The organism is Pseudomonadota bacterium, assembly GCA_039818985.1.
In the GTDB taxonomy this organism is placed as follows: Bacteria; Pseudomonadota; Alphaproteobacteria; order Sphingomonadales; family Sphingomonadaceae; genus Alterisphingorhabdus.
Genome location: JBCBSU010000001.1, coordinates 1693226 through 1715123, shown reverse-complemented (window position 1 = coordinate 1715123; position 21898 = coordinate 1693226). Strand labels below are relative to the sequence as shown.

General features: G+C 58.6%; 19 protein-coding genes. 9 read left to right on the top strand and 10 right to left on the bottom strand.

All coding sequences use genetic code 11. The features are described from left to right. Position 1: 1 nt before the first annotated feature. The 3 genes from AAFX04_08235 to AAFX04_08225 all read right to left on the bottom strand — a co-directional run bounded on the left by AAFX04_08235 (position 2) and on the right by AAFX04_08225 (position 2994). The gene (locus tag AAFX04_08235; GenBank protein ID MEO1045409.1) at positions 2-415 is read right to left on the bottom strand and encodes a PilZ domain-containing protein; all 414 of its coding nucleotides are present in this window, start codon (positions 413-415) and stop codon (positions 2-4) included. 266 nt (positions 416-681) lie between these two features. Further along, the gene (dksA, locus tag AAFX04_08230; protein ID MEO1045408.1) at positions 682-1143 is read right to left on the bottom strand and encodes an RNA polymerase-binding protein DksA; all 462 of its coding nucleotides are present in this window, start codon (positions 1141-1143) and stop codon (positions 682-684) included. Positions 1144-1779: 636 nt separating this feature from the next. Beyond that, positions 1780-2994 (bottom strand): hypothetical protein, encoded by a 1215-nt coding sequence (locus AAFX04_08225; GenBank protein MEO1045407.1) that lies wholly within the window; start codon positions 2992-2994, stop codon positions 1780-1782. Positions 2995-3230: 236 nt separating this feature from the next. On the opposite strand from AAFX04_08225, the gene serS reads away from it, so the two are divergent. The 4 genes from serS (at position 3231) to AAFX04_08205 (ending at position 7560) form a co-directional block, all read left to right on the top strand. After that, positions 3231-4511 carry a serine--tRNA ligase gene (gene serS / locus AAFX04_08220; GenBank protein ID MEO1045406.1) on the top strand — a complete coding sequence of 427 codons (1281 nt, stop codon included), beginning with the start codon at positions 3231-3233 and terminating at the stop codon, positions 4509-4511. 13 nt (positions 4512-4524) lie between these two features. Further along, positions 4525-5331, top strand: a complete 807-nt coding sequence (surE, locus tag AAFX04_08215) for a 5'/3'-nucleotidase SurE (protein ID MEO1045405.1) — start codon at positions 4525-4527, stop codon at positions 5329-5331. Positions 5332-5393: 62 nt separating this feature from the next. Further along, complete coding sequence (locus AAFX04_08210) at positions 5394-6515, top strand: LysM peptidoglycan-binding domain-containing M23 family metallopeptidase (protein MEO1045404.1); 1122 nt, start codon at positions 5394-5396, stop codon at positions 6513-6515. A gap of 46 nt (positions 6516-6561) precedes the next feature. Then, complete coding sequence (locus AAFX04_08205) at positions 6562-7560, top strand: potassium channel family protein (GenBank protein ID MEO1045403.1); 999 nt, start codon at positions 6562-6564, stop codon at positions 7558-7560. Between the two features lie 16 nt (positions 7561-7576). Here AAFX04_08205 and AAFX04_08200 read toward each other — a convergent pair whose 3' ends face one another. Then, positions 7577-7993: a DUF1761 domain-containing protein gene (locus AAFX04_08200; GenBank protein ID MEO1045402.1), complete on the bottom strand. Its 417-nt coding sequence runs from the start codon at positions 7991-7993 to the stop codon at positions 7577-7579. 242 nt (positions 7994-8235) lie between these two features. On the opposite strand from AAFX04_08200, the gene dnaN reads away from it, so the two are divergent. The 3 genes from dnaN to AAFX04_08185 all read left to right on the top strand — a co-directional run bounded on the left by dnaN (position 8236) and on the right by AAFX04_08185 (position 11014). Then, entirely contained in the window at positions 8236-9354 is a 1119-nt protein-coding gene (gene dnaN, locus AAFX04_08195) for a DNA polymerase III subunit beta (GenBank protein ID MEO1045401.1), read from the top strand. A gap of 57 nt (positions 9355-9411) precedes the next feature. Then, complete coding sequence (locus tag AAFX04_08190) at positions 9412-9840, top strand: hypothetical protein (GenBank protein ID MEO1045400.1); 429 nt, start codon at positions 9412-9414, stop codon at positions 9838-9840. Positions 9841-9928: 88 nt separating this feature from the next. After that, positions 9929-11014 (top strand): transporter, encoded by a 1086-nt coding sequence (locus tag AAFX04_08185; GenBank protein MEO1045399.1) that lies wholly within the window; start codon positions 9929-9931, stop codon positions 11012-11014. Between the two features lie 50 nt (positions 11015-11064). Here the strand turns inward: AAFX04_08185 and AAFX04_08180 are convergent, their stop codons facing one another. Together AAFX04_08180 and AAFX04_08175 are read right to left on the bottom strand one after the other, a co-directional pair. Further along, positions 11065-12057: a glutathione S-transferase N-terminal domain-containing protein gene (locus AAFX04_08180; protein MEO1045398.1), complete on the bottom strand. Its 993-nt coding sequence runs from the start codon at positions 12055-12057 to the stop codon at positions 11065-11067. A 5-nt stretch (positions 12058-12062) separates the two neighbouring features. After that, positions 12063-13808 (bottom strand): D-aminoacylase, encoded by a 1746-nt coding sequence (locus tag AAFX04_08175; protein ID MEO1045397.1) that lies wholly within the window; start codon positions 13806-13808, stop codon positions 12063-12065. A gap of 66 nt (positions 13809-13874) precedes the next feature. Between AAFX04_08175 and AAFX04_08170 the strand changes: the two genes are divergently transcribed. Beyond that, the gene (locus AAFX04_08170) at positions 13875-14786 is read left to right on the top strand and encodes an alpha/beta fold hydrolase (GenBank protein MEO1045396.1); all 912 of its coding nucleotides are present in this window, start codon (positions 13875-13877) and stop codon (positions 14784-14786) included. Between the two features lie 64 nt (positions 14787-14850). Next, entirely contained in the window at positions 14851-15807 is a 957-nt protein-coding gene (locus tag AAFX04_08165) for a glycerophosphodiester phosphodiesterase family protein (protein ID MEO1045395.1), read from the top strand. A gap of 6 nt (positions 15808-15813) precedes the next feature. Here the strand turns inward: AAFX04_08165 and AAFX04_08160 are convergent, their stop codons facing one another. From AAFX04_08160 to AAFX04_08145, 4 genes are all read right to left on the bottom strand, one after another. After that, positions 15814-16671, bottom strand: a complete 858-nt coding sequence (locus AAFX04_08160; GenBank protein ID MEO1045394.1) for an alpha/beta fold hydrolase — start codon at positions 16669-16671, stop codon at positions 15814-15816. Between the two features lie 107 nt (positions 16672-16778). Beyond that, positions 16779-18503 (bottom strand): alpha/beta fold hydrolase, encoded by a 1725-nt coding sequence (locus tag AAFX04_08155; protein MEO1045393.1) that lies wholly within the window; start codon positions 18501-18503, stop codon positions 16779-16781. 100 nt (positions 18504-18603) lie between these two features. Continuing rightward, positions 18604-19665 carry a beta-propeller fold lactonase family protein gene (locus AAFX04_08150; protein ID MEO1045392.1) on the bottom strand — a complete coding sequence of 354 codons (1062 nt, stop codon included), beginning with the start codon at positions 19663-19665 and terminating at the stop codon, positions 18604-18606. A 108-nt stretch (positions 19666-19773) separates the two neighbouring features. Continuing rightward, complete coding sequence (locus AAFX04_08145) at positions 19774-21798, bottom strand: GMC family oxidoreductase N-terminal domain-containing protein (protein MEO1045391.1); 2025 nt, start codon at positions 21796-21798, stop codon at positions 19774-19776. Positions 21799-21898 lie beyond the last annotated feature (100 nt).

Below are 21898 nucleotides of genomic sequence, written 5' to 3'. Positions count from 1 at the left end.
TTCAGATGCGGCGTACACGTCCTGGCGGTTGCTTGGCGAGTCTGCCGCCGCGATGCATGTTGCTGGGGCTGTATTTGTTATCGCCGCCTTTTTTGCTGCGTGCCTCTTGCGGATCAATTGGCTGATCAAAGGCAACACCGAAACGACCGCTGGCATGCCATGACACGCGACCGTCAATATCTTCGAGATTGGCGATTTTGACGACGACGCGATCACCGCGTTCGCAATAGATATTGCTCTCCGCCATCATGCCGCCAGCCGACAGGTTCCGGACACGCACGTCAACGACCTTGGCAGATTTTGAAAAATGGATTTTCGCCAGCAGGAAGAGTGAGTCACGGTGTTCGGTGCGATTGTCACGATCATCGCCCGAGGCACCCTTTCCGCCATCCGAAAAATTATCCCAAAAACCCATAGTCTCTGTCCTGTCCACCCTTTCGAGCATCCTATGCGTTGTAAATAGCCTTAAAGTGTCGATGCTTCGTTAATGGAGAAGGTAAATTTGTTCATAGCCTGTATCCGCGCCGCGACATGTTGCAGCGGCGTTTGCTTGGCCTATGCCAGACAAGGGTGAAGATTTCGTCAGCACGGCTGCAGGAATGTGCAGCGACGAAAGCAGATAGTACAGCGCGGACCAGTGGCCGCGCCGCGATTGCGTGACGTACTTCGAGGCGTTAGCGTTTAGCTGTCGCGGGAAATTTTCTCGCGCCGCTCATGTGCTTCCTGGGCATCGACTGTCATGGTGGCGATCGGCCGCGCGATCAGCCGGCCAAGGCCGATAGGCTCGCCGGTGACTTCGCAATAGCCATATTCGCCCGCATCGATGCGGCGCAGCGCGGCATCAATCTTGGAGATCAGTTTGCGCTGGCGATCACGGGTGCGCAACTCAATGCCCCAATCGGTCTCGCTGGAGGCACGATCATTGAGGTCCGATTCGCGGATAGGACCGCTTTGCAGCTGCTGCAAAGTGCCTTCTGCTGCCTCGATAATCGTTTTCTTCCATGCGTTTAACAGATCACGAAAATATTCGAGCTGCGGTGGGCCCATATATTCTTCGCTTTGGTCGGGGGTGTAATCCTGGCTGAGAGAACGTCGTGCTTTTGCCAGGACATCTATGTCGTCCATGCTTGTGGTGGTGACCATCAGATGCTCCCGTTAAGGCTTGTTTGCGCGGCCTATAACCATGGTCCGGGCCAACGACAAGCCCCATCCATCGGTGATTTATGCATTCTATCGAATAAAGTGTATGACCACTTTCGAAACTATGATTGCCGGAACTGATTGGCGCGGGAATGCTCTCCTTGGACTGTATCCTGCCAGGCTACAATGTTCCGAGCGGTATCATTATGCCCTGGTGCGGAGGCCTGGCGGAAGATGTTTTAACCTTTGCCGCTGACCAGTCTCATAACGGGACAAGGCGCAGGATTTGCCACAAAAATCCGCGAAATTTGTCATATTAGTAACGGTAGCAAGGTTAACGGGATTGTGATGACGCCCGTTTTCTGCCTTTGTGATTGTATCGGAAATGCAAGATTTGCGGTCATTATCCTTTTTCGGGTAATATGATTATCCGCGGTCCGTTAACGAGAGAGCAGAGATTATGTCTGTAAAGATGGCCCTGGCAAAACTATGCGCCTGCACCTGTGGTGGTGCAATTATTGGCGGCGGCGCGGTGCATGTCGCGGACACGCCTGCCACAGCGCAGACCCAGACGCTGCAGCTTGCCGGCGCGAAGAGCGTCGAACGCGCTACGCCGCGCAAGGCTTCGCGTGCCCGGGTTTATCGCAAGGGACCACTCAAGCGGGTGAAGCGGCGAGTGCGCCGTGTTGTCAGGACGGAAAAATCCTGTGCCGCACCGACTGTGGTGACCGTGGCGACACAGACTGCACCCATTCCGCTGCCCCCTCCGATTCTGCCCCCGCCACCTTTGCCACCCCAGCCCCCTGTCGGCAGCACTGGCGGTAATATTCCGGTGGTCATCGGCGGTGGTATTGGCGGTTTCGGCGGCGGCTTTGGCGGTTTCGGCGGCGGCTTCTTCGGCGGCTTCTTCGGCGGTGGCGGAGGAGGCGGCGGTGGCGGCGGCGGTGGCGGTGGCGGCGGCTCCACCGGCGGCGACGGCGACATCAATATCGACATCGACATCGACAATGACAACACCAGCTCGGGCAATGTCAGTACCAGCACCGGCGGTGTTTCCACTTCGACCGGCGGTGTATCGACATCTACGGGCGGTGTCTCGACCTCAACCGGTGGCGTATCGACATCGACATCTACGGGCGGCGTCTCGACCTCGACCGGTGGTGTCTCAACCTCAACGGGCGGCGTCTCGACATCGACTTCCACCGGCGGCGTCTCGACCTCGACCGGTGGTGTTTCAACCTCGACCTCGACCGGTGGTGTCTCCACCTCGACCTCGACCGGTGGGGTCTCCACCTCCACCTCTACCTCGACTGGCGGCGTCTCGACCTCAACCTCGACTGGTGGCAGCAGTTCATCCTCGTCGAGTTCGTCTTCGTCGAGCTCATCGTCTTCCAGCTCATCCTCAGGTGGTGGTTCGACTGGTGGCGGCACCTCGACTGGCGGTGACACGTCAACAGGTGGCGGCACTTCGTCCGGCGGCAGCAGTTCATCCTCGTCGAGCTCGTCTTCGTCGAGTTCATCGTCTTCCAGCTCATCCTCAGGTGGTGGTTCGACTGGCGGTGACACTTCGACTGGCGGCGGCTCGTCCTCGTCGAGCAGTTCGTCTTCCTCGTCGAGCTCGTCAAGCACCTCCTCGGGCGCGACCTCCTCGGGCGCAACCGGTGGTTCATCGAGCTTTGGCGCGACATCCTCCTCGTCGAGCAGTTCGTCCTCGTCTTCGAGCTCGAGCAGCTCTTCCAGCGGTGGCACCAGCGGCTCGACCGGTTCGACCAGTTCATCGTCGAGCAGCTCGTCTTCCTCGTCGAGCTCGAGCAGTTCTTCAGGCGGTACCAGCGGCGGTTCCAATGGTGGCACCCCGGTTCCGGCACCGCCGATGCTGTTGCTCTTCGGTGGCGCAGCCGCAGCCCTGGTGGCGCGGCGTCGTTATCTGGCGGCAAAGCAAGCGCCCACGGTCGAGGTGTCTCACAGCCTTTAAGAATATTCCTGTTACGGAGGGGGAATGGGCGGCGCCTGCCATGGCACCGCCCTTTTCCTATGGACCGGCAGCAAGGGCCTTGCACCGTGCACAGCCTCGTTGCATAGCGCTGGCCATGCATGACATTCGCACCATAAGAGAGAATCCTGCGGCCTTTGATAACGCGCTGACATTGCGCGGTATGGAGCCGCAATCCTCCACGCTATTGGAGCTCGATGAGGAGCAGCGGCGGCTTACCACCGAATTGCAGGTGATGCAGTCGCGGCGCAACGAGGCCAGCAAGGCGATCGGTGCGGCCATGGGCAAAGGCGACAAGGAAACCGCCGAGGCGCTCAAGGCTGAAGTGGCACAGATCAAGACCAGCATGCCGCAGGTCGAGGAGAAGCAGCGCGAAGTTGCCATGGCACTGCACAGGGCGATGGCGGCTCTGCCCAATCTTCCTGCGCCCGATACGCCGGAAGGTGCCGGTGAAGAGGACAATGTCGAGATATCCTCCTGGGGAACGCAGCGTGTATTCGATTTCACCCCGAAGGATCATAGCGAGCTTGGTCCTGCCTTGGGGATGGAGTTTGAAACCGGCGCAAAAATGTCGGGATCGCGGTTCACCTTTTTGCGCGGCCAGATGGCGCGTCTGCAGCGGGCCATAGGGCAGTTCATGCTCGACAAGCAGACACTTGAAAACGGCTATACGGAATGTGCCCCACCGCTGCTGGTGCGTGATCATGCGTTGTTTGGCACGGGTCAGCTGCCCAAATTTGCCGAAGACCTGTTCCGCACCACCGATGATCGCTGGATGATCCCGACGGCAGAGACCAGTCTGGTGAACTCGGTACGGGAAGAAATTCTCGATGCCGAGCAGCTACCGATCAGGATTACCGCCCTGACGCCATGCTTTCGCTCCGAAGCCGGCGCAGCGGGGCGCGATACCAAGGGTCTGATTCGCCAACACCAGTTCGAGAAGGTCGAGATGATTACCGTCGCCCGACCCGATCAGGACGAAGCCGAATTTGCCCATATGCTGGCCTCTGCCGAATCCATATTGCAGGCATTGGATTTGCCCTATCGCAACCTTTTGCTGTGTACCGGTGATCTTGGTGCAACGGTGCGCAAGACCATCGATCTGGAAGTCTGGCTGCCGGGGCAGGGCGCCTATCGCGAGATTTCGAGCGTTTCCACATGCGGTCAGTATCAGGCTCGTCGCATGAATAGCCGCTACCGCATCGAAGCCGAGAAAAAGGGCACGGATTTCGTGCATACGCTCAACGGCTCGGGCCTTGCGGTGGGCAGAACATTGGTAGCGATTGTCGAAAATTATCAGGAAGAGGATGGCAGCGTACGCATTCCCGACGCATTGCAACCCTATATGGGCAGCATCACCCGGCTGACGCCGCAATAGGAAAGACCTGGCCATGCGTATCCTGCTCACCAATGACGATGGCGTTCACGCGCCGGGACTGGCGGTGCTGCTCAATATTGCCCGCCAGCTGTCGGACGATATCTGGATTGTTGCTCCGTCGGAGGAAAATTCGGGTGCCGGCCATTCGCTGACGCTGTCGCGGCCGTTGCGGGTGCGTCGCCATGGCGACCGGCATTATTCGGTCGATGGCACGCCTACTGACAGTGTGTTGATGGCGGTGGCCAAGCTGATGAAGGACAGCCCACCCGACCTCATCCTCTCGGGTGTCAATCGCGGCGGCAATCTGGCCGAGGATGTTTCCTATTCGGGTACCGTTTCTGCTGCTGTAGAAGGCGCGCTGGCAGGCATTCCGTCAATCGCGCTCAGCCAATGCTATTCACGCGAGGGCGCGGGCAACAGCGTCTCGTTCGAAACCGCTGAAAATTGGGGTGTGAGGGTATTGCAGCCCCTGATTGCGCTGTTGTCAGACGATGCAGCGATGCCGGCACGCACACTTCTCAACGTCAATTTTCCTGCCTGTGCTGCCGGTGATGTCGCCGGGATCCGCTCGGTGGCGCTGGGCCGCCATGATTATGGCCGGGTGCGGATTATCACCAATCAGGACCCGCGCGGATTTGATTATCATTGGTTCGGTCTTGCCCCGACAGAGAAGACACCGGAGCATAGCAGCGACCTTGAAGCGGTGTCGGAAAACCACATCAGCGTGACGCCGCTGCATCTCGACATGACGCATTATGCATCGCTGGAATTGCTCGAATCGCGGCTCGCCGCTGCGACGGGTAACCAGGGCGATATGTAAACATGCTTGTGCTCGCTTGTAAAAACAGTGGCACATTGCCGACATTTTGTTAGACAGTCGCGATGGCCCGGGCACAAGCTTTGCGACGGATAGCGTTAGCGCGATGGCAGCAGGCTTCGCTGCGTAACTGCCTGCTGGCGCTGTGTCCCGCTCTCATACTCAGCGGCTGTATCCCCCAGGCAGCGGGCGACTATGGCCGTCCCACAACAACGGCTCCGACACCCGCGCCACGGCTCGAGAGTGACCCCTCTGTCGGCACAGTGGCCGATACACGCCCGTTATGGGAGGCGCGACCCGTCAGTCGCAATGCCGTGTCGGTCAGCGGCGGCAGCTATATCGTACAACCCGGTGATACGTTGCGCGGCATCGGCAACAAGACCGGTGCCGGTTCGGAAGCGCTGGCCGCGATCAATGGCCTGGAACCACCTTTCACCATCTATGCCGGTCAGCGGCTGACAATACCCTCCGGTCTGTTCCACAATGTCAGTAGCGGCGAGACCGGCATCGCCATTGCCCGCGCCTATAATGTCCGCTGGGCCGATATTGTCGTGCTCAATGATCTGGAAGAGCCGTTTATCCTGCGTATCGGCCAGCGGCTCAAACTGCCCGATGGCGCAATGATGCAGCCGGCAAGCCCGCCGGAGAATATATCTTTGGAGCAGCGCGCTGCCGCTTTCTCTCTCGATATAGATGATATTGTCACCGGCGGCCAACCGGCGGCGCGCGAGGGCGTGGCGGTGTCTGCGGGGAATGCCGCTCCGGCGCGCGCATCGACAGCGGCGATCGTTGCCCCCAGCGGCTTTGACGGCCGTTTCCAATGGCCTGCCAGCGGTGCCGTCCTTTCGCGTTTTGGCAATAAGGGCGGCGGCAAGGTCAATGACGGTATCGAACTGGCGATGCAGCAGGACGCGCGGTTCAGTGCTGCAGCCGGTGGTGTTGTCGCCTATACCGGCGATGATGTGCCGACGCTCGGCAACCTTATCCTGATCGATCATGGTTCTGGCTGGGTCACCGCCTATGGCAATGCCAGCCGCATATTGGTGAAGCGCGGGCAACAGGTCAAAGCCGGTGATGTGTTGGGCCTTGCCGGCGATACCGGGCTTGCCACCCGACCGCAGTTGCATTTCGAACTACGGCGCGACCGCAAGCCGGTGGACCCGCTGACACGGCTGCCGGAGCGCTGATTCCATGCGCTTGCGGCCCTATGAAACGCTGTCGCGCCGGTCGAGTATGCCGGTCTGGCTTGCGATTACCTGGCGCGTGGCATTTGTTGTCGGTCTGATCGCGGCGGCGATAGCGGTACACTGGTTCGATCGCGCTGGCCTGCGCGACGATTATGACGGCGATGTCAGTTTTATCGACGTCATCTATTTTACCATGATCTCGATCACCACCACAGGCTATGGCGATATCGCGCCGGTGACCGACAGGGCGCGGCTGTTCGATGCCATGCTGGTCACGCCGATCCGGATTTTTGTGGTACTGATTTTTGTCGGCACGGCGTATAACTTTGTTTTCAAGCGTACTTGGGATGTCTGGCGTATGAGAATCATTCAGGCCAATTTGCACGACCACATCATTGTTGCAGGCTTCGGCACAAGCGGGCGCGAGGCGGTGGAGGAACTGATTGCGCGCGGCACATCGGTCGAGGATATCGTGGTCGTCGACGCTGATGCGGAGGCACTGACGGTTGCCGAGCAGATGGGCTGTTCGGTGCTGTGCGGCGATGCGACCCGCGACAAGACGCTGCTCGATGTCAAGATATCGCGAGCGAAATCTATGGTGGTGTCTGCCGGGCGCGACGATACCAGCATATTGATCGTGCTGACCGCGCGCCATTTGGCGCATCATGTACCGATCAGCGTGTCGGTTCGCGCCGCTGATAACGAGTTGCTGGCGCGTCAGGCCGGGGCCTCGACAGTGATCAATCCGGTCAGCTTTGCCGGCCTGTTGCTTGCGGGTTCATGCGATGGTGCCAATATCTCCGATTATCTCAGCGATCTGGCCTCGGTGCATGGCCGGGTCAAGCTGAGTCAGCGTGATGTTGCCGATGAAGAACTGGGTCGGTCGCTGTCGGATATCACCTCGGGTGGTCTTGGCGTACGCATTTATCGCGATGGTCAGGCCTATGGTTTCTGGGAACCGCAGGCGGCCAAGCTCGAATCCGGCGACATGATTGTTGAAATCATGCCCGGCAATGGCGCCAAGGTCGAAGCCAAACAGGCTTGAGTTGCCTTTCGCGGCCTCAGCCCGCACCAAAGGCAGCGTGAACCAGCCCCATCGCCAGATAGAATAAAGTCCAGTATCCGGCATCGATAAAGAACAGTTCACGGCTTTTCTGTGAAAACAGGTAATTGGTGCCGATGGCAGGTACGACAAAACCAAGCCCGATACCCAGCGAGAGCAGAACCACGGTGACAAAGCCCAGGTCGCGCTCATAGCTGGCTATGGTATGCGCGAGAACAAACGAAGCCAGCAGGCTGAACAGAAAGGCCGTGCCGTAAATCTTGCCCATGTTGCCGCTTTGAATCTCTTCCTCCGTAAGCCCCACCGCGCCCATCCAGCGCTTGCCCATGATTGGCCCGTACCAGATGCCCCCGACAACAAAACCGCTGAGCGCGGCCACGAAGATTGCCAGCCAGTTCGGCGCAAATATATCCATGATAATCCTCCCCTTAGTGACCGGAACTTCTAACCCCTTGATGCCGAATTGGCAAAATTGCGCCGATCATCGTCCAAACAGCTATTTTTCCACAAATTACGCTGTATCAACAGTGCACAACGCCCCCAGTCTCTTGCCCCATACGGTCATGCTGTTAAGGATGATGTGCCGGATTCTCCTAGGGAGTTTCGGAACGATATTATGCAACTGTGGCAATGCGCCCGTAAGGGGGAAGAAAAGCGATGAAAGCGACACTGGAACGCGGCACCTTGCTGAAAAGTCTCAGCCATGTGCAATCGGTGGTGGAGCGTCGCAACACGATCCCGATCCTCTCCAATGTGCTGATCGAGGCGGCGGCCGATGGCAGCGTCCGCTTCATGGCCACCGATCTCGACCTTCAGGTGGTGGAAACGGCGCAGGCCAGCGAGGTCGAAACGCCTGGCGCGATCACCGTGTCAGCGCACACACTGTTCGAGATTGTCCGCAAACTCCCCGATGGCAGCCAGATTTCGCTTGACGCTGCCGATGGCAAGCTGGCGGTCAAATCCTCGCGCAGTCGCTTCAATCTGCCGACACTGCCGCGCGATGATTTCCCGATCATTGCCGAGGGCGAATTGCCGACCAGCTTTGAGCTGCCTGCAGCCGAGTTGATCGCGCTGATCGACAAGACCAGCTTTGCCATCTCGACCGAAGAGACCCGCTATTATCTCAATGGCATCTTCCTGCATGTCGCCGATGAGGATGCGCCGGTTCTCAAGGCTGCCGCTACCGATGGCCACAGACTGGCGCGCTACACGTTGACGCGTCCCGATGGCGCCGAGAAAATGCCCGATGTCATCATTCCGCGCAAATGCGTTGCAGAACTGAAAAAGCTGCTCGACGAGAATAGCGATAGCAATGTGATGGTTGACCTGTCCGCCAGCAAGGTGCGCTTCACGCTGAAATCGACCATCCTGACGTCCAAGCTTATCGACGGCACCTTTCCGGACTATAACCGCGTCATCCCGACAGGGAATGACAAGCTGCTCAAGCTTGACCCGCAGAGCTTCCGCGAAAGCGTAGATCGTGTTGCCACTATCGCCCAGGAAAAGACCCGCGCGGTCAAGATGGCTCTGGACAGCGACAAGGTGACGCTGTCGGTGACGTCGCCGGACAATGGCACCGCAGCGGAAGAACTCTCGGCTTCCTATGGCAGCGAGACGGTCGAGATCGGCTTCAATGCCAAATATCTCACCGATATTCTCAGCCAGATCGAAGGCGACAGCGTTGACCTGCATCTGGCCGATGCCAGCGCACCCACGCTGATCAAGGAGCATGACAAGGCACCGGCGCTTTATGTGCTGATGCCGATGCGGGTCTAAAACCGCCTTAGCCTGTTGCGCGAGTCACGAGCGAGCGTTAGAGCCCGCGCGACGCATATGGCAATGGTCCACATCTTCCTCGCGCGTCTTGCGCTTCTTGCCACGCTGCTGTCGGTGCTGGTTCCGGTCGGTTTCATGCCGGACTGGGGTGAGCAGGGCTTTGTCATCAGCATCTGTTCGCCGCGCGATGCCCAGATCGCAACCATCATGCCCGAAGATCCGATCTTTGCCAGGCTGGCCGAGGTGCAGCGGCGGATGCAGGATGACGCGCCGCTGGACAAGGATAACAGGCATGACGATACCATGCCCGATTGTACCTTTTCCGGTGCTGCCGCGCTGGCGGTGCTGGGCGATGGTTTCGCACCGCTGACAATCCCCTTGCCGGACCGCCAACCGCTGCCGGGCCGCAAGAATCTTGGCGGCTTTCTCTCCGAAACGCTGTTACCGCCGGCTACCGGGCCACCCCTTTTCTCGACGCTTTACTGAGACACCGCCGCTCCGTTCATCCGGGCGGCAACTGTTATGCGCGGTATCTGCCGATAGGTGGGTGCCGTGAAGAGTTGAGAGAATTCCGATGAAAAATATCCTGAAACTGGCGCTGCTTTGCGGCGCCGCGATCCATGCTGCACCCACGCTGGCGCATGATGTTTACGCCGATGACCATGCGCCGATCGGTGTCATGGCCGACCATGCGCACAAGAAAGGTGAGGTAATGTTTTCGGCCCGTTATATGCGGATGGAGATGAGCGAGAATCAGATCGGAACCGATCTGGTATCGAATGAGACCATCGTTACCACCATTCCCAATCGCTTTTTCGGCCTTCCCGGCCAGCCGCCGACGCTGCGCGTAGTACCCGAGTCGATGAGTACCGACATGTATATGGTCGGTGCGATGTATGCGCCCGAGGACTGGATCACACTGGTCGCCATGAGCAGCTATATCGAGAAGGAGATGCTGCATACCGTGTTTGCCGGTCCCGTCGGCACCGATGTGCGTGGCCAGTTCACCACCAATCCCAAGGATATTGGCGACCTCACCGTTGGTGCGATCTTCCCGGTTCTGGGTGTCAGCGATCACAAGCAGAGCAACCGCCATGAGCTCAATGTCCGTGCTGCGGTCAGCCTGCCGCTGGGGCCGACTGACGAAACCGATACCATTCTCACGCCCATGGGTACCACGCCTACAGTGCGTATTCCCTATCCGATGCAGATCGGCTCTGGCACTTTCGATCTCAAGCCCGCGGTGACCTATAAGCGCTGGAGCGGCGGCTTCGGTTTTGGTGCGCAATATAGCGGCATTATCCGCACCGGTGAGAATGAGCAGGGTTATCGTTTCGGCGATGTCCACCAGTTCACTGCCTGGGCCAGTTATCGCCCGGCGCAATGGGTCAGCCTGTCGGGCCGGGTGCAGGGCAGAACCACCGGTCAGATCGAGGGGATTGACCCGATCGTCGTTGCCCCGATCCAGACCGCTAATCCCGATTTTCAGGGCGGTGAGCGGGTCGACCTGATTGCCGGGGTCAATTTTGTCTCGACCCATGGCGCACTGGCCGGGCACCGCCTCGGGATCGAATTCGGCGCACCGGTCTATCAGGACCTGAACGGTCCACAGCTCGCTGGCGACTGGATGCTGACCATCGGCTGGCAAAAGGCGTTCTGAGCATCGGTGATGAGAGACTGTGCGCCATCATCGTACAGTCTCTCAGGCCTCTATTGCAGCATCTCGAGGCAGCCTGTTCCTGACAGAATGTCGTCAACCTTGTCATGCGCCTTGCCTTGCAGGGCGCCATAGCGCTGCCGCAGATCGGCGAGGCATTTGGCCTGATATTTGAACGTGCCCTGGGTGTACTCCATGCCGTCCACGCTGATGCTGAATGCCCTGTTGCCTTGTTGCAGTGCGGCAGCATTGGCAAGCAGGAAGGGGGCATAGACCCGGCCTGCCTGATGCAATAACGCATGAACAACAGGCTGCAGGGCGGCATCGGGATCATCCCATTCGCCTTCAATGCCCGACATATCGTCAATGTGCAGCAACCAGCGCAGGCTATAGGGGTAGTCGGTGCGCATCATCGCCTGTGCCGTAGGGTCAACGCCGAGTTGCGAGAGTTGCCCGTAAAGGCCAAATTCGGCGAGTGAGGGGCGTGTTCCGAACAGGCAATGCTGATCGGTAACATGGGCTTCCAGCGCATCCAGTACGGCGTGTGTTGTTGCCTTGATCAGGGGAAAATTTCCCTCGGTGCAGCCGACAATCGCCATGCGTTCAACTTGCCGTTTGCGAAACTGCTCGGCATAGACCTCGCTGGTTTCGCGTCCGCCGCCTTTCATCGCGTCAAAGGCGAGCCAGCGGCTCATCTGGATCTGATCCACCTCACGCAGCCAGCGATAGCCGAACATCGCCTTGGTCAGCCACTCATCGGCAAAATCCTCTATAAAATGGGCGAGAAAGGCGCGTGCCGGATCGGGCGGGATGATTGAGCGCCCCTGTTTGCGAGCTTCGAGGTCATAGAGTACCGGCGTACTGTCATTATGATAGCTGCCATCCGGATAGCGGATCACCGGGATGACCGGCGCTTTGACCTTGGTGCCGGCCAGTTGCATCGATTCCGCGCCATGGCGCCAGATATGCCCTATCCGGCGATAGCGCATGATGGCGCGCAGCTTCATCGAATATGGCGAGCCGAGCGCACCATGAAGCGTGTACATTGTCGCTATTCCGCTGCAATCCGTTGTGCTACCGATTGCGGGCCGCGGATCAGGCCGCCGGGACGGGCATCGGTCACCGTGCCTTTGTGGAAGGTCACCTGTCCCGATTTGATGGTGCAGTCATAGCCCTGTGCCTTTTGCAACAGACGTTTTCCGCCTGCTGGCAGATCAAAGGCCAACCACGGTTTCTCCAGCTTGATCGCATCGAGGTCGATGACATTCACGTCGGCGAGATAGCCCGGTTTCAACACGCCGCGATCCTCCAGTCCATAAAGACGCGCGGTGTCTGCTGTCTGGCGCTTGATTGCGTGCTCCAAATCTACCTTGTCGCCATCGCGGTTTTTCACCCAATGCTCAAGGAAGAAGGTGGTCGAGGCCGCATCGCAAATGGTACCGCAATGCGCGCCGCCATCGGACAGCGAGTTCACCGTATCGTCCCGGTGGAACAGCGGGTGGAGGAAGTTGAGATTGCCATCGGCATAGTTGAGAATCGGGTAATAGATCATGCCCGCGCCGTCATTCTGCATCAGCAGGTCATAGGCATATTCCGGGCCAGTCACCCCAGTGGTTTCTGCGCGCGCCGCGAGAGACTCCTCTGCGGTCGGTTCGTAGTTGAACGTATCGTCCATCTCATATTGCACCATCCAGCCATTGGCGATGATCATCATCAGCGGCAACAGGTCGCCTGCATCATCGGGATAGATGGATTCCTCGGTGATCAGTTTCGCCTTGAATTCGGGGTCCTGCAGGCGGGCATATTGTTCATCCCATGACAGTTCCTCGATTTCCTTCCAGCTCGGCTTGAACAGGAACGGATGCACCGTACCGCGCCAGCACATGATAATTCCATTGCCGCGTAGGGCTATCTGGGCGACGATATTGGCGCCCTTGGCATTTTCCTCGGCGGTGCGCTGGATCTGCTCGTCGAGCGGCATTTCCTTGGCGATGGACTGCAGCGCAGCAAAGGTGACGGGCAGGCCGGTTTCGCGGCTGAGATCGCCCATCCAGCCGAACTCATCCCATTCATAGCGCAGGTCCGATGCCATTTCGAACACGCCATGGCCAACGCGGCCCATGGCGCGACCAATGCCGATCAGCTCTTCCTTGGTCGCGGTTGTACCGGGCACCAGCTCGCCATCAACCGAGCGGTGCAAAACCGTGCGCGATGTTGAGAACCCGAGAGCACCGGCGCGCAGGCCGTCCTCGACGATCTTCGACATTTTCTGAATATCATCCCCGGTCGGCACCGCGCCAGGCTTTTCCCGGTCGCCCAGCACATAGGCGCGCACCGCGCCATGCGGCACATGGGTGGCGACATCGACGGTGCGCGGCATCGCCTCCAGCGCGTCCATATATTCGGGGAAAGTCTCCCAGTTCCAGGTCATGCCCTCGGCCAGCGCAGTACCGGGAATATCCTCGACGCCTTCCATCAGGCCGATCAGCCATTCATGCCGGTCGGGCTGCGCCGGAGCAAAACCGACGCCGCAATTGCCCATGACAACAGTGGTCACGCCGTGCCAACTCGACGGCGCCATTTCGCTGTCCCATGTCGCCTGACCATCATAATGGGTATGGATGTCGACAAAGCCGGGGGTAACGATACGGCCTGTGGCGTCAATTTCTTCGCGCGCTTCGCCGGAAATGTCGCCAATGGCGGTGATGGTATCGCCGTCTATGGCGATATCGGCGGTATAGGCGGCCTCTCCGGTGCCATCGACAATGGTTCCGCCGCGAATGATCAGATCATGCATTGACTCTCTCCTGCGTTTTCTTTTGTGATTATCAGAATTAACCGTGTGATTAAAGACGGGGATGCGATGGACCACGGACAGGATTATAGCTGGAACCCTGATCCCGATAGCGGGATCACCACCCGTTTTATCGAGACCAATGGCCTGCGCTTTGAACTGGCCGAAACCGGACCGGCGAACAGCGACAGACTGATGCTGTGCCTGCATGGTTTCCCCGAGCTCAATTTCAGCTGGCGACACCAGATGCCGATGCTGGCCAAAATGGGTTATCGCGTGTGGGCACCGAATATGCGCGGCTATGGCGCTTCGTCCAAGCCAGAAGGGGTAAGGGCCTATCGACTTGACGCGCTGGTGCAGGATGTCGCGGCGCTGATCGATGCCAGCGGTGCCAAACAGGTGACGCTGATGGCGCATGACTGGGGTGCGATTGTTGCCTGGCATTTCGCGATCAAGCGGATACGTCCGCTCGAACGGCTGATCATCATGAATGTGCCGCACCCGCTGGCGTCTCGGCGCGAGCTTCGTCATTGGCACCAGCTCAGGAAAAGCTGGTATATCTTTTTCTTCCAGATATCGGGTCTTCCCGAATGGGGATTGCGCCGCAATGGCGCGGAACGCGTACGCGACGTGTTTTACAATATGGCGGTCGACAAGACACATTTCACCGATGATGTGCTCGATATCTATGCCCGCGCTGCCGCAAAGCCGGGAGCGTTGACGCCAATGATAAACTATTACCGCGCACTGATGCGCTATCGCGATTTTCGCAAAATTGGCGATGGCCGGGTGGATATCCCGACGCTGATGGTCTGGGGTGAGGAGGATGCCGCTATCGATATACGCTGCACCGACGACACCGATCAGTGGGTGCCCGGCCTGACGTTGCACCGGCTGCCCAATGTATCGCATTGGGTACAGCAGGAAGCACCGGACAAGGTTAATGCGATCATTCGGGACTGGCTTGCCCGGCAGGTTTAGGCAGCCGTCATAGCGATGCAATATGCTGCGCCTAAGCGCGCGATCTGCTCAAGGAGAATTGTCCATGTCCGGTTACCGCAAAACTGCCCTATGGCTGTCCTGTATCACCTTGCCACTGGCACCAATTGGTGCCACGCAAGCGGCTGAGGAGCATTGGGCCGTGTCCTCCAGTGGCGATTTATCGGCCTTTCTCGACTGCCTGGAGCGCGAGCAACTGACCCTGATCTCGGCGCATCGCGGCGGGCCGTCTCCGGGGCTGCCGGAAAATGGCATAGAGGCTATGGACGCGCTTCTGGCCGCTGCTCCTGCTATCATGGAAGTCGATGTCGCCGCCAGTCGCGACGGGGTTTTGTTCCTGATGCATGATGATACGCTCGATCGCACCACCACCGGCAGCGGCGAGGCGGCAGCACAGGACTGGGCGAGCATAGCCGCGCTCAGGCTGAAAGACGCTGATGGCTGGGTGACGCCTTATACCGTGCCTACTCTGGAAGCGGCTCTGCGCTGGGCAAAAGACCGCACCATCATGCAGATCGATTTCAAACGCTCGGCGAAATATGAGGATGTGATTGCGCTGATCCGCGCCGAAGATATGGCGCAGGACGTCATATTGATCGCTTATTCGGTCGCGGCGGCGGCGAGACTCCACGAACTGGCACCCGAAATGCTTATCTCGCTTTCTATTGATCGTCCAGGCGCGCTGGCAGAGGCTGAAGCCGCCGGAGTCCCACGCCAGAATATCGTTGCCTTTACCGGCACCCGGTTACCGCGCCCCAATCTTTATGCAGAGCTGGACAAGGCCGATGTCGAAGTGATTTTCGGTACGCTTGGCGGTTCACGCTCGATCGACAAGGTGCTCGAGCGCTATGGTTTCGATGCCCGTTATGCGGAATTGGGCAGGAACGGTGTCGATATCATTGCCACGGACCGCCCCCGTGCCGCCGCCAGAGCCCTGGCAGAACGCGACCGCCTGCCGCAGGCGGGGCAGTGTGGAATAGAGCGTAAAGCAAAAGCAGAGTAAATCCGGTCAGGCCGCTTCCTCGGTTGGTTGTTTTTCATGCCGCGCCGGGCCATCGAGATGCTGGCGAATGGCCGTCAGGCATTCCTCGCTATGGCTGAGCAGGAACAGATGACCGCCATCTTCTATAAGGTGCATCTTGCTGTTGGGGATCAGCGTTTCGAGAATGGTGCCGTTGATCGGGCGGACAATATTGTCCTCGCCACCCATCATGATCAGCGTTTCCTTGTTCATCAGCGGCAGGAAAGGCGCGCTGGTCCAGCCGGCAAAGGCCAGTAGCTGATAGAAATAACCGAGCCTGGTCGGCGGCGTGAGGCGGCTGCTATGGTGCTGCTTGCCATCGGTCGAGCCGCCATAAAGGGTGGCGAAATTCTCGTTCATATAATCCGGGTCGATATAGCGCCGCGGATTGGCCATTTTGCTCAGCGCTGACATCTTGCCCGGCACCATGAACATGCCTGCCGTCGTTGCGGCGAGGATCAGCTTGCGCACGCGGTTGGGGTGCTGCAGCGTGAAATGCTGCGCCATGGCACCACCCCAGCTGACGCCCATGACATCGGCTTCCTCGACCTCGAAATTGTCCATGATGACATCGACAATACGCGACATCCAGACGGCGTTATAGGGGATCATGGTATCGGGTGAGCCACCCACGCCGGGCATGTCGAGTGTGATAAACGGCCGTTCGGTCAGCATCTCGGCAAAGGGCGCGACCGCTTCCATATTGGCGCCGATACCGTTGAAAAACAGCAATGGCGGCTTGTCGAGGCGGTCATTCATGCGCCAGCGCGCGACCCGCAACTCCTTGCCATCCACGGTTTCCATGGAGATTTCAGCGTTGCCGGTCAGTGTGTCTGCCTTGGCCATGTTTATCCTTTTGTGGCGCCAATCGCTGGCTGGGAAATGTGTTCTATCGCCATCGGGTTCGTTGGCAAAGCCGTTTTGGTTGCGTTCCAACAGGCAGTACGCCCCGATCAGTCGAGAACATAGAGCCCCGGTGCCGGCTCCAGCGGCGGGTGTTTCTTGCTGCCCAGCATATCGGGCGCGGGCATCTTGTCGCCCGACCGGGCCTGTACCCATTCCATCCAATAAGGCCACCAGCTGCCTTTCACCTCTTCGGTACCGGCGAGCCATTTGTCGACATCGACGGGTGGTTTCTTGTGCTTGGTCGGGCTGTTGCCCTTCAGCTTGAAATATTTCGCCTTGGGGTTGGTTGGCGGGTTGAGGATCGCCTGCATATGCCCCGATTGCGACAGCACGAACTCGATATTCTTCGAGCCGAAAAGCTGGGTCGAGCGGTAACAGGCGCGCCATGGGGTAATGTGGTCGGTTACGCCGCCGAGGATGAACAGGTCATTCTTGACCTTGCTGAGATCGACCTTGTGATCGATCATCTCCACCTGACCGTGATTGACGAAGGCGAGGGTTTCGTAAATGTGCAGGAAATCGCCCATCAGGCTGGCCGAGAGATTGGTCGCGTCAGCGTTCCAGAACAGTACGTCAAATGCCGGCGGGTCCTCGCCCATCAGATAGTTGTTGATGACATAATTCCAGATCAGGTCATTGGGGCGCAGCCAGGCAAAGCCCCGTGCCAGTGAATTGCCCTCGATCACGCCCTGCCGCGCCGCGCGCTGCTTGGCGAGCTCTAGGCTGTTTTCGCTCATCAGCGACCCGGCCTCGATATCATTCTGCTTGGGATGGAGCACACAGACCATCAGCGTCACCGCACCGATGCGGGTATCCTTTTCCGATGCCAGTTTGGACAGCAGCATCGCCAGTGTCTGGCCGCCCGAACAGCCGCCTGAGACATTGACGGTATCGGAACCGGTAATCTCGCAAATCGCATCAATCGCTTCTTTGCACGAGGCAATATAATCGGCCATGTCCCAGACGCCGTGTTCCTTCTCCGGATTGCGCCAGCTGATGACAAAGGTCTGGATGCCATTGTCGACCTGCCATTTGACCACCGATTTTTCGGGGCTGAGGTCGTTGATATACATTTTATTGATTTGCGGCGGGATGGTGAGTTGCGGCACCGCATAGACCTCATCGGTGGTCGGCGCATAATGAATCAGCTCCATCATCTCGTTGCGATAAACGACATTGCCCTTGGAGGTGGCGACATTCTTGCCCAGTTCGAACGGCTTCTTGTCGACCTGGCTGACCATGCCCTCATTATAGACCATGTCGTTATAGGCGTTCTTCAGCCCCTTGATCAGCGACAGGCCGCCACTGTCTATGGCGCGTTTCTGCGCCATGGGGTTGCCGATAAAGGTGTTGGTCGGCGCCAGCGAGTCGATGATAATGTTGCTGATGAAATTGGCGCGGTCTTTTTCCAGCGCATCGAGCTCAAGGTCCTGGATCCAGCGCTGCATGCCCTTTTGAACCGCAAGATAATATTGCGCACCGGCTTTGAAAAACGGGTTGAACTGCCAGGCCGGGTCCATGAATCGCTTGTCCTTGGGGTGAGGCGAAAGCTCCGACTGGCCGGTCATGATCTTGACCACATCCTCGGAAAACGCCTGGGCATGGCGCATGGTGCGCGCCGGATCGGTGGCAGTTTCGCGCAGCAAAAGGCTGATCGCGCCAACAAAATCCTCGCGCGCCAGCCCCATGAGCGGCCCCAGTGCGGTGGTGGATTGCGCTGCCTCGTCGATCAGTGTGCGTGGCCCCGAACCGGATGTTCCCTGTTCGCTCATATATCTCTCTCCCATGGGTCGCGCTGTTGCGCTGACAGTTGCTGTTGCCGTGTTAGTCCGTTTCCGGCGGAAATGCCATCATCGACATTATGTAGGAATTCTATTCGGCTATTGTTACCGGGCTGATGCCCAGGCCATCGCCCTGGCGGCCGACATCAAAGCGGCGCAGCACTTCGCCGCTTTCAAAATCGACTTCGGCAACTGTGTCCTGACCTGTCTCGGCGAGATAGAGCCGGTTGCCATCGGGCGAAAAAATCACCGTCACCTGCGCCGCCTCGCGCTCGCCACTGACGGTAATGCTGCGTACAACCTCCTTCTTGGCCGTATCGATCACGCTGACGCCGCCATCGACCAGATTGGAGGTCACGGCATATTTGCCGTCCGGGCTGATGGCGAGGCGCAATGGGAAGCGGCCTGATGCAATCTTGGCCTTTTGCTCAAAAGTCTCAGTGTCAAAAACAAAAACCTCATCACTGCCCCGGGCCGATACCCAAAGCTCTCTGCCATCGGGGGTGAGGGCAATCCCTTCCGGCTCGTTTCCGGCGGAAAGATTTCGCACGGCCTTGCCTGCGACGGTGTTGATCACGGTGACATTCTTCGATTGCAGATTGGCGACATAGGCGCGTCCGCCATCGGCGGTGACGGCCAGCATATGGCTGCCGTCATTCTCTGTAGGTATATCGCTGGTAACAAAAACCGATTCATTACAATTTTCATTGAAAGCACATTCATCAGGGGTGACGATGGTAAGCGTATCCGAACCCTCGGTTGTGGCCATGACGCGACCATCTTCAAGCCATATTATGCCATGCGGCCGTTTATTGGAAAACAGCTCTAGCCGAGTAACCTTGCTGCCGCTGCCAATCGAGAAAACATCTATTGTATTACCGCCATAAGCTGCCACTGCCACCATGCTGCCATCTGGCGATATCGCCACCTCATGCGGCTGGGGACCGGTGTCGGCGCGCTTTACCTCCCTGCCGCTGGCAAGATCGATAAAACTCACCGTATCCTCACCCTTGTTGCCAACCACCAGCGTGCCCGACAGTGCCGCTTTCTGCGTCGCATCTGGGTCGCCGGATTCCGCCTGCGCACCGCATGCTGCGAGTAGCAGAGTCAGTAACGGAAAAATGATCGACCGGCACATATTGGACTGATTCATGCGACTATCCTCTCCAAACCCCGTCTGCTGCGGGATATTGTTCGGAGACTAGCGCGCTATCGTTGTGGCGACAATATAGTGCAGTGCTTGTCGCCTGGCAGCTTTGGTCTAGCCGAAAATCCGCTTTCCATGTGTTACCCGGTCGGCCATGGCCATGGTGGTCAGTTGCGCATTGACACGCATGCAGCTGGGCATCACGCTGGCATCGGTGACGAAGACATTGGTGGTGCCGTGCACCTTCTGATCAAGATCAACCACGCCCTTGTCGGGATCGGTGTTGATGGCGTTGCCGCCATGCGGATGGCTGGAAGACAGCACGACATCGTCGGCCTCCCGAATAGCCTTGGCGAAGAAGGCATCGATGTCCGGTCCGTCCATGCCTTCCCATAATGTCTGGCCGCGCAGCAGCGCCGGATAGACTTCGCGTGCACCCGCGGCGAAATGCACTTTCGACAGCGTTGCCAGCGCCCGGCGCAGTGTCTCGAGGGTTGCTTGGTCGAGCTTGAAGTCGAGGGTGCGCTTTTTCATACGTCCCAGCCGGTCGGCGGGGAACAATATCCCGGCAGAAGCAAGGTGGCTGTAATTGCGCATGCGCTGGAAATGCTCCTCGAACCAGCCGGGGACCAGAGTCGACATGCTCATCGGCGGCTGGAAATGGCTCTCGATCAGGAAATCACCGCGGTCGACATAGGTCGCCATCTGGTCCTCGTCCCAGGCATTTTGCACATTATCCATGAGCGCCGGCACAGGACAGGCGATATTGAGCGAGATATTCTCGCCCGTCCCGTCAATGCCGCTGGCGTCGAGAATGTTCGAGGAGGCAATGGTGCCAGCCGCGACCACAACGCCCCTGCTGGCGTGGATCGTCTTGCGCGTACCGTCGCGAAACGTCACCGCAACCGCTTTGGCGATGCGCTCACCGGAGCCATTGCGACCACCCCACAGAATTTCAGTCACTTCGGCAGCAGTGACGATACGCGCTGGTACGGCCGCGCTGGTGGCATCGGCAAGCCAGGTTTCGGGCGGGGCATTTTTGCGGCCATAGGGGCAGCCAGTGTTACAATAACCTGCCGAGACGCAGGCGCGATCCGTGGCATAAGCACCCCAGTTCTTGCTGAACCATGCGAGTGGCGCATTGGCGTCGAGCGGATCGGTCGATGTCGCCTTGAAGGCATTCCAACCGCGGATCAGATGGTTGCCATTATTGCGCCCCAGCCGCTCGACGATCGGGGCGATATCCAACCGGTTTTCGATCCTTGCATAGCTGGTAGTCAGATCGGCCTCGCTCACCGGGGCGCCGAGGCTGCTCCAGGTGGCGAGCACGTCATTGGCTTGCGGGTGGATCAGCCCGTCCTGCTTCACGCGCAGCGAAATGCCATTGTTGATTACCGGCGAACCGCCGACCACCTGTCCCTGGAACACGATGATGTCACGGTTGCGCGTCGTCTGGATCGCACCGTCGCGATAAAGATTGGACGACATGATCTTTTCATGCGTGGTGATGCGGCTGGCAGGGAAATGCTCACCGGCCTCGACAATCAGCACCTGATAGCCACTGGCGGCAAGATTGGCGGCCGCCACAGCGCCACCGGCACCTGAGCCGATGACAATCACTTCGGCGCTGTCGGGCGCGGTGCTGCTGTCGAGGAATACCGAGGCAGGAAGATCGTCGCTGGAATTTTCGTCAACATCGGGATCTTCCGGAGGTCCGGCACGATGGCGCGCCGAGGGCAGGGTGAAGTTCAGCGTTTCGAGAACTGGATTATCGGCATTATCAGCCTCGCTGCCATGCTCGCCACCGAGCCAATGGCCATAATAGCCGGCATAGATAATCCCGCGAATCCGGGCAAAATCCTGAAACAGGTCAACACGGCGGTTCTGCAGCTTTTTCTCGAAGGCGCGTTTGCGTCCGGTAGGGCTGGCAAAATGAAAAAAGGGCCCGCCGAGGAACAGCCATATGACATAGAGCGACAAGCCTGTTTCGCGCGCCTTGCCGCCATGCATTGCGGCGAACATCACCTGCAGGTTCTTGACCACCTCATCGGCGGTGATCACCATATCGGTGCCATGGAACAGCGTTTGCGTGAACTTCTTCCAGATCGCGGCCTGAAAGCTGTTGAACGGCTTTGACATTACTATCCCTCCCCAGTGGCGACCCGAAGAGATAGCTGACCTTATGCCGACTATTCACTGGCTGCAACCATAGAAAAACAAAGAAAAATGCATTCATATT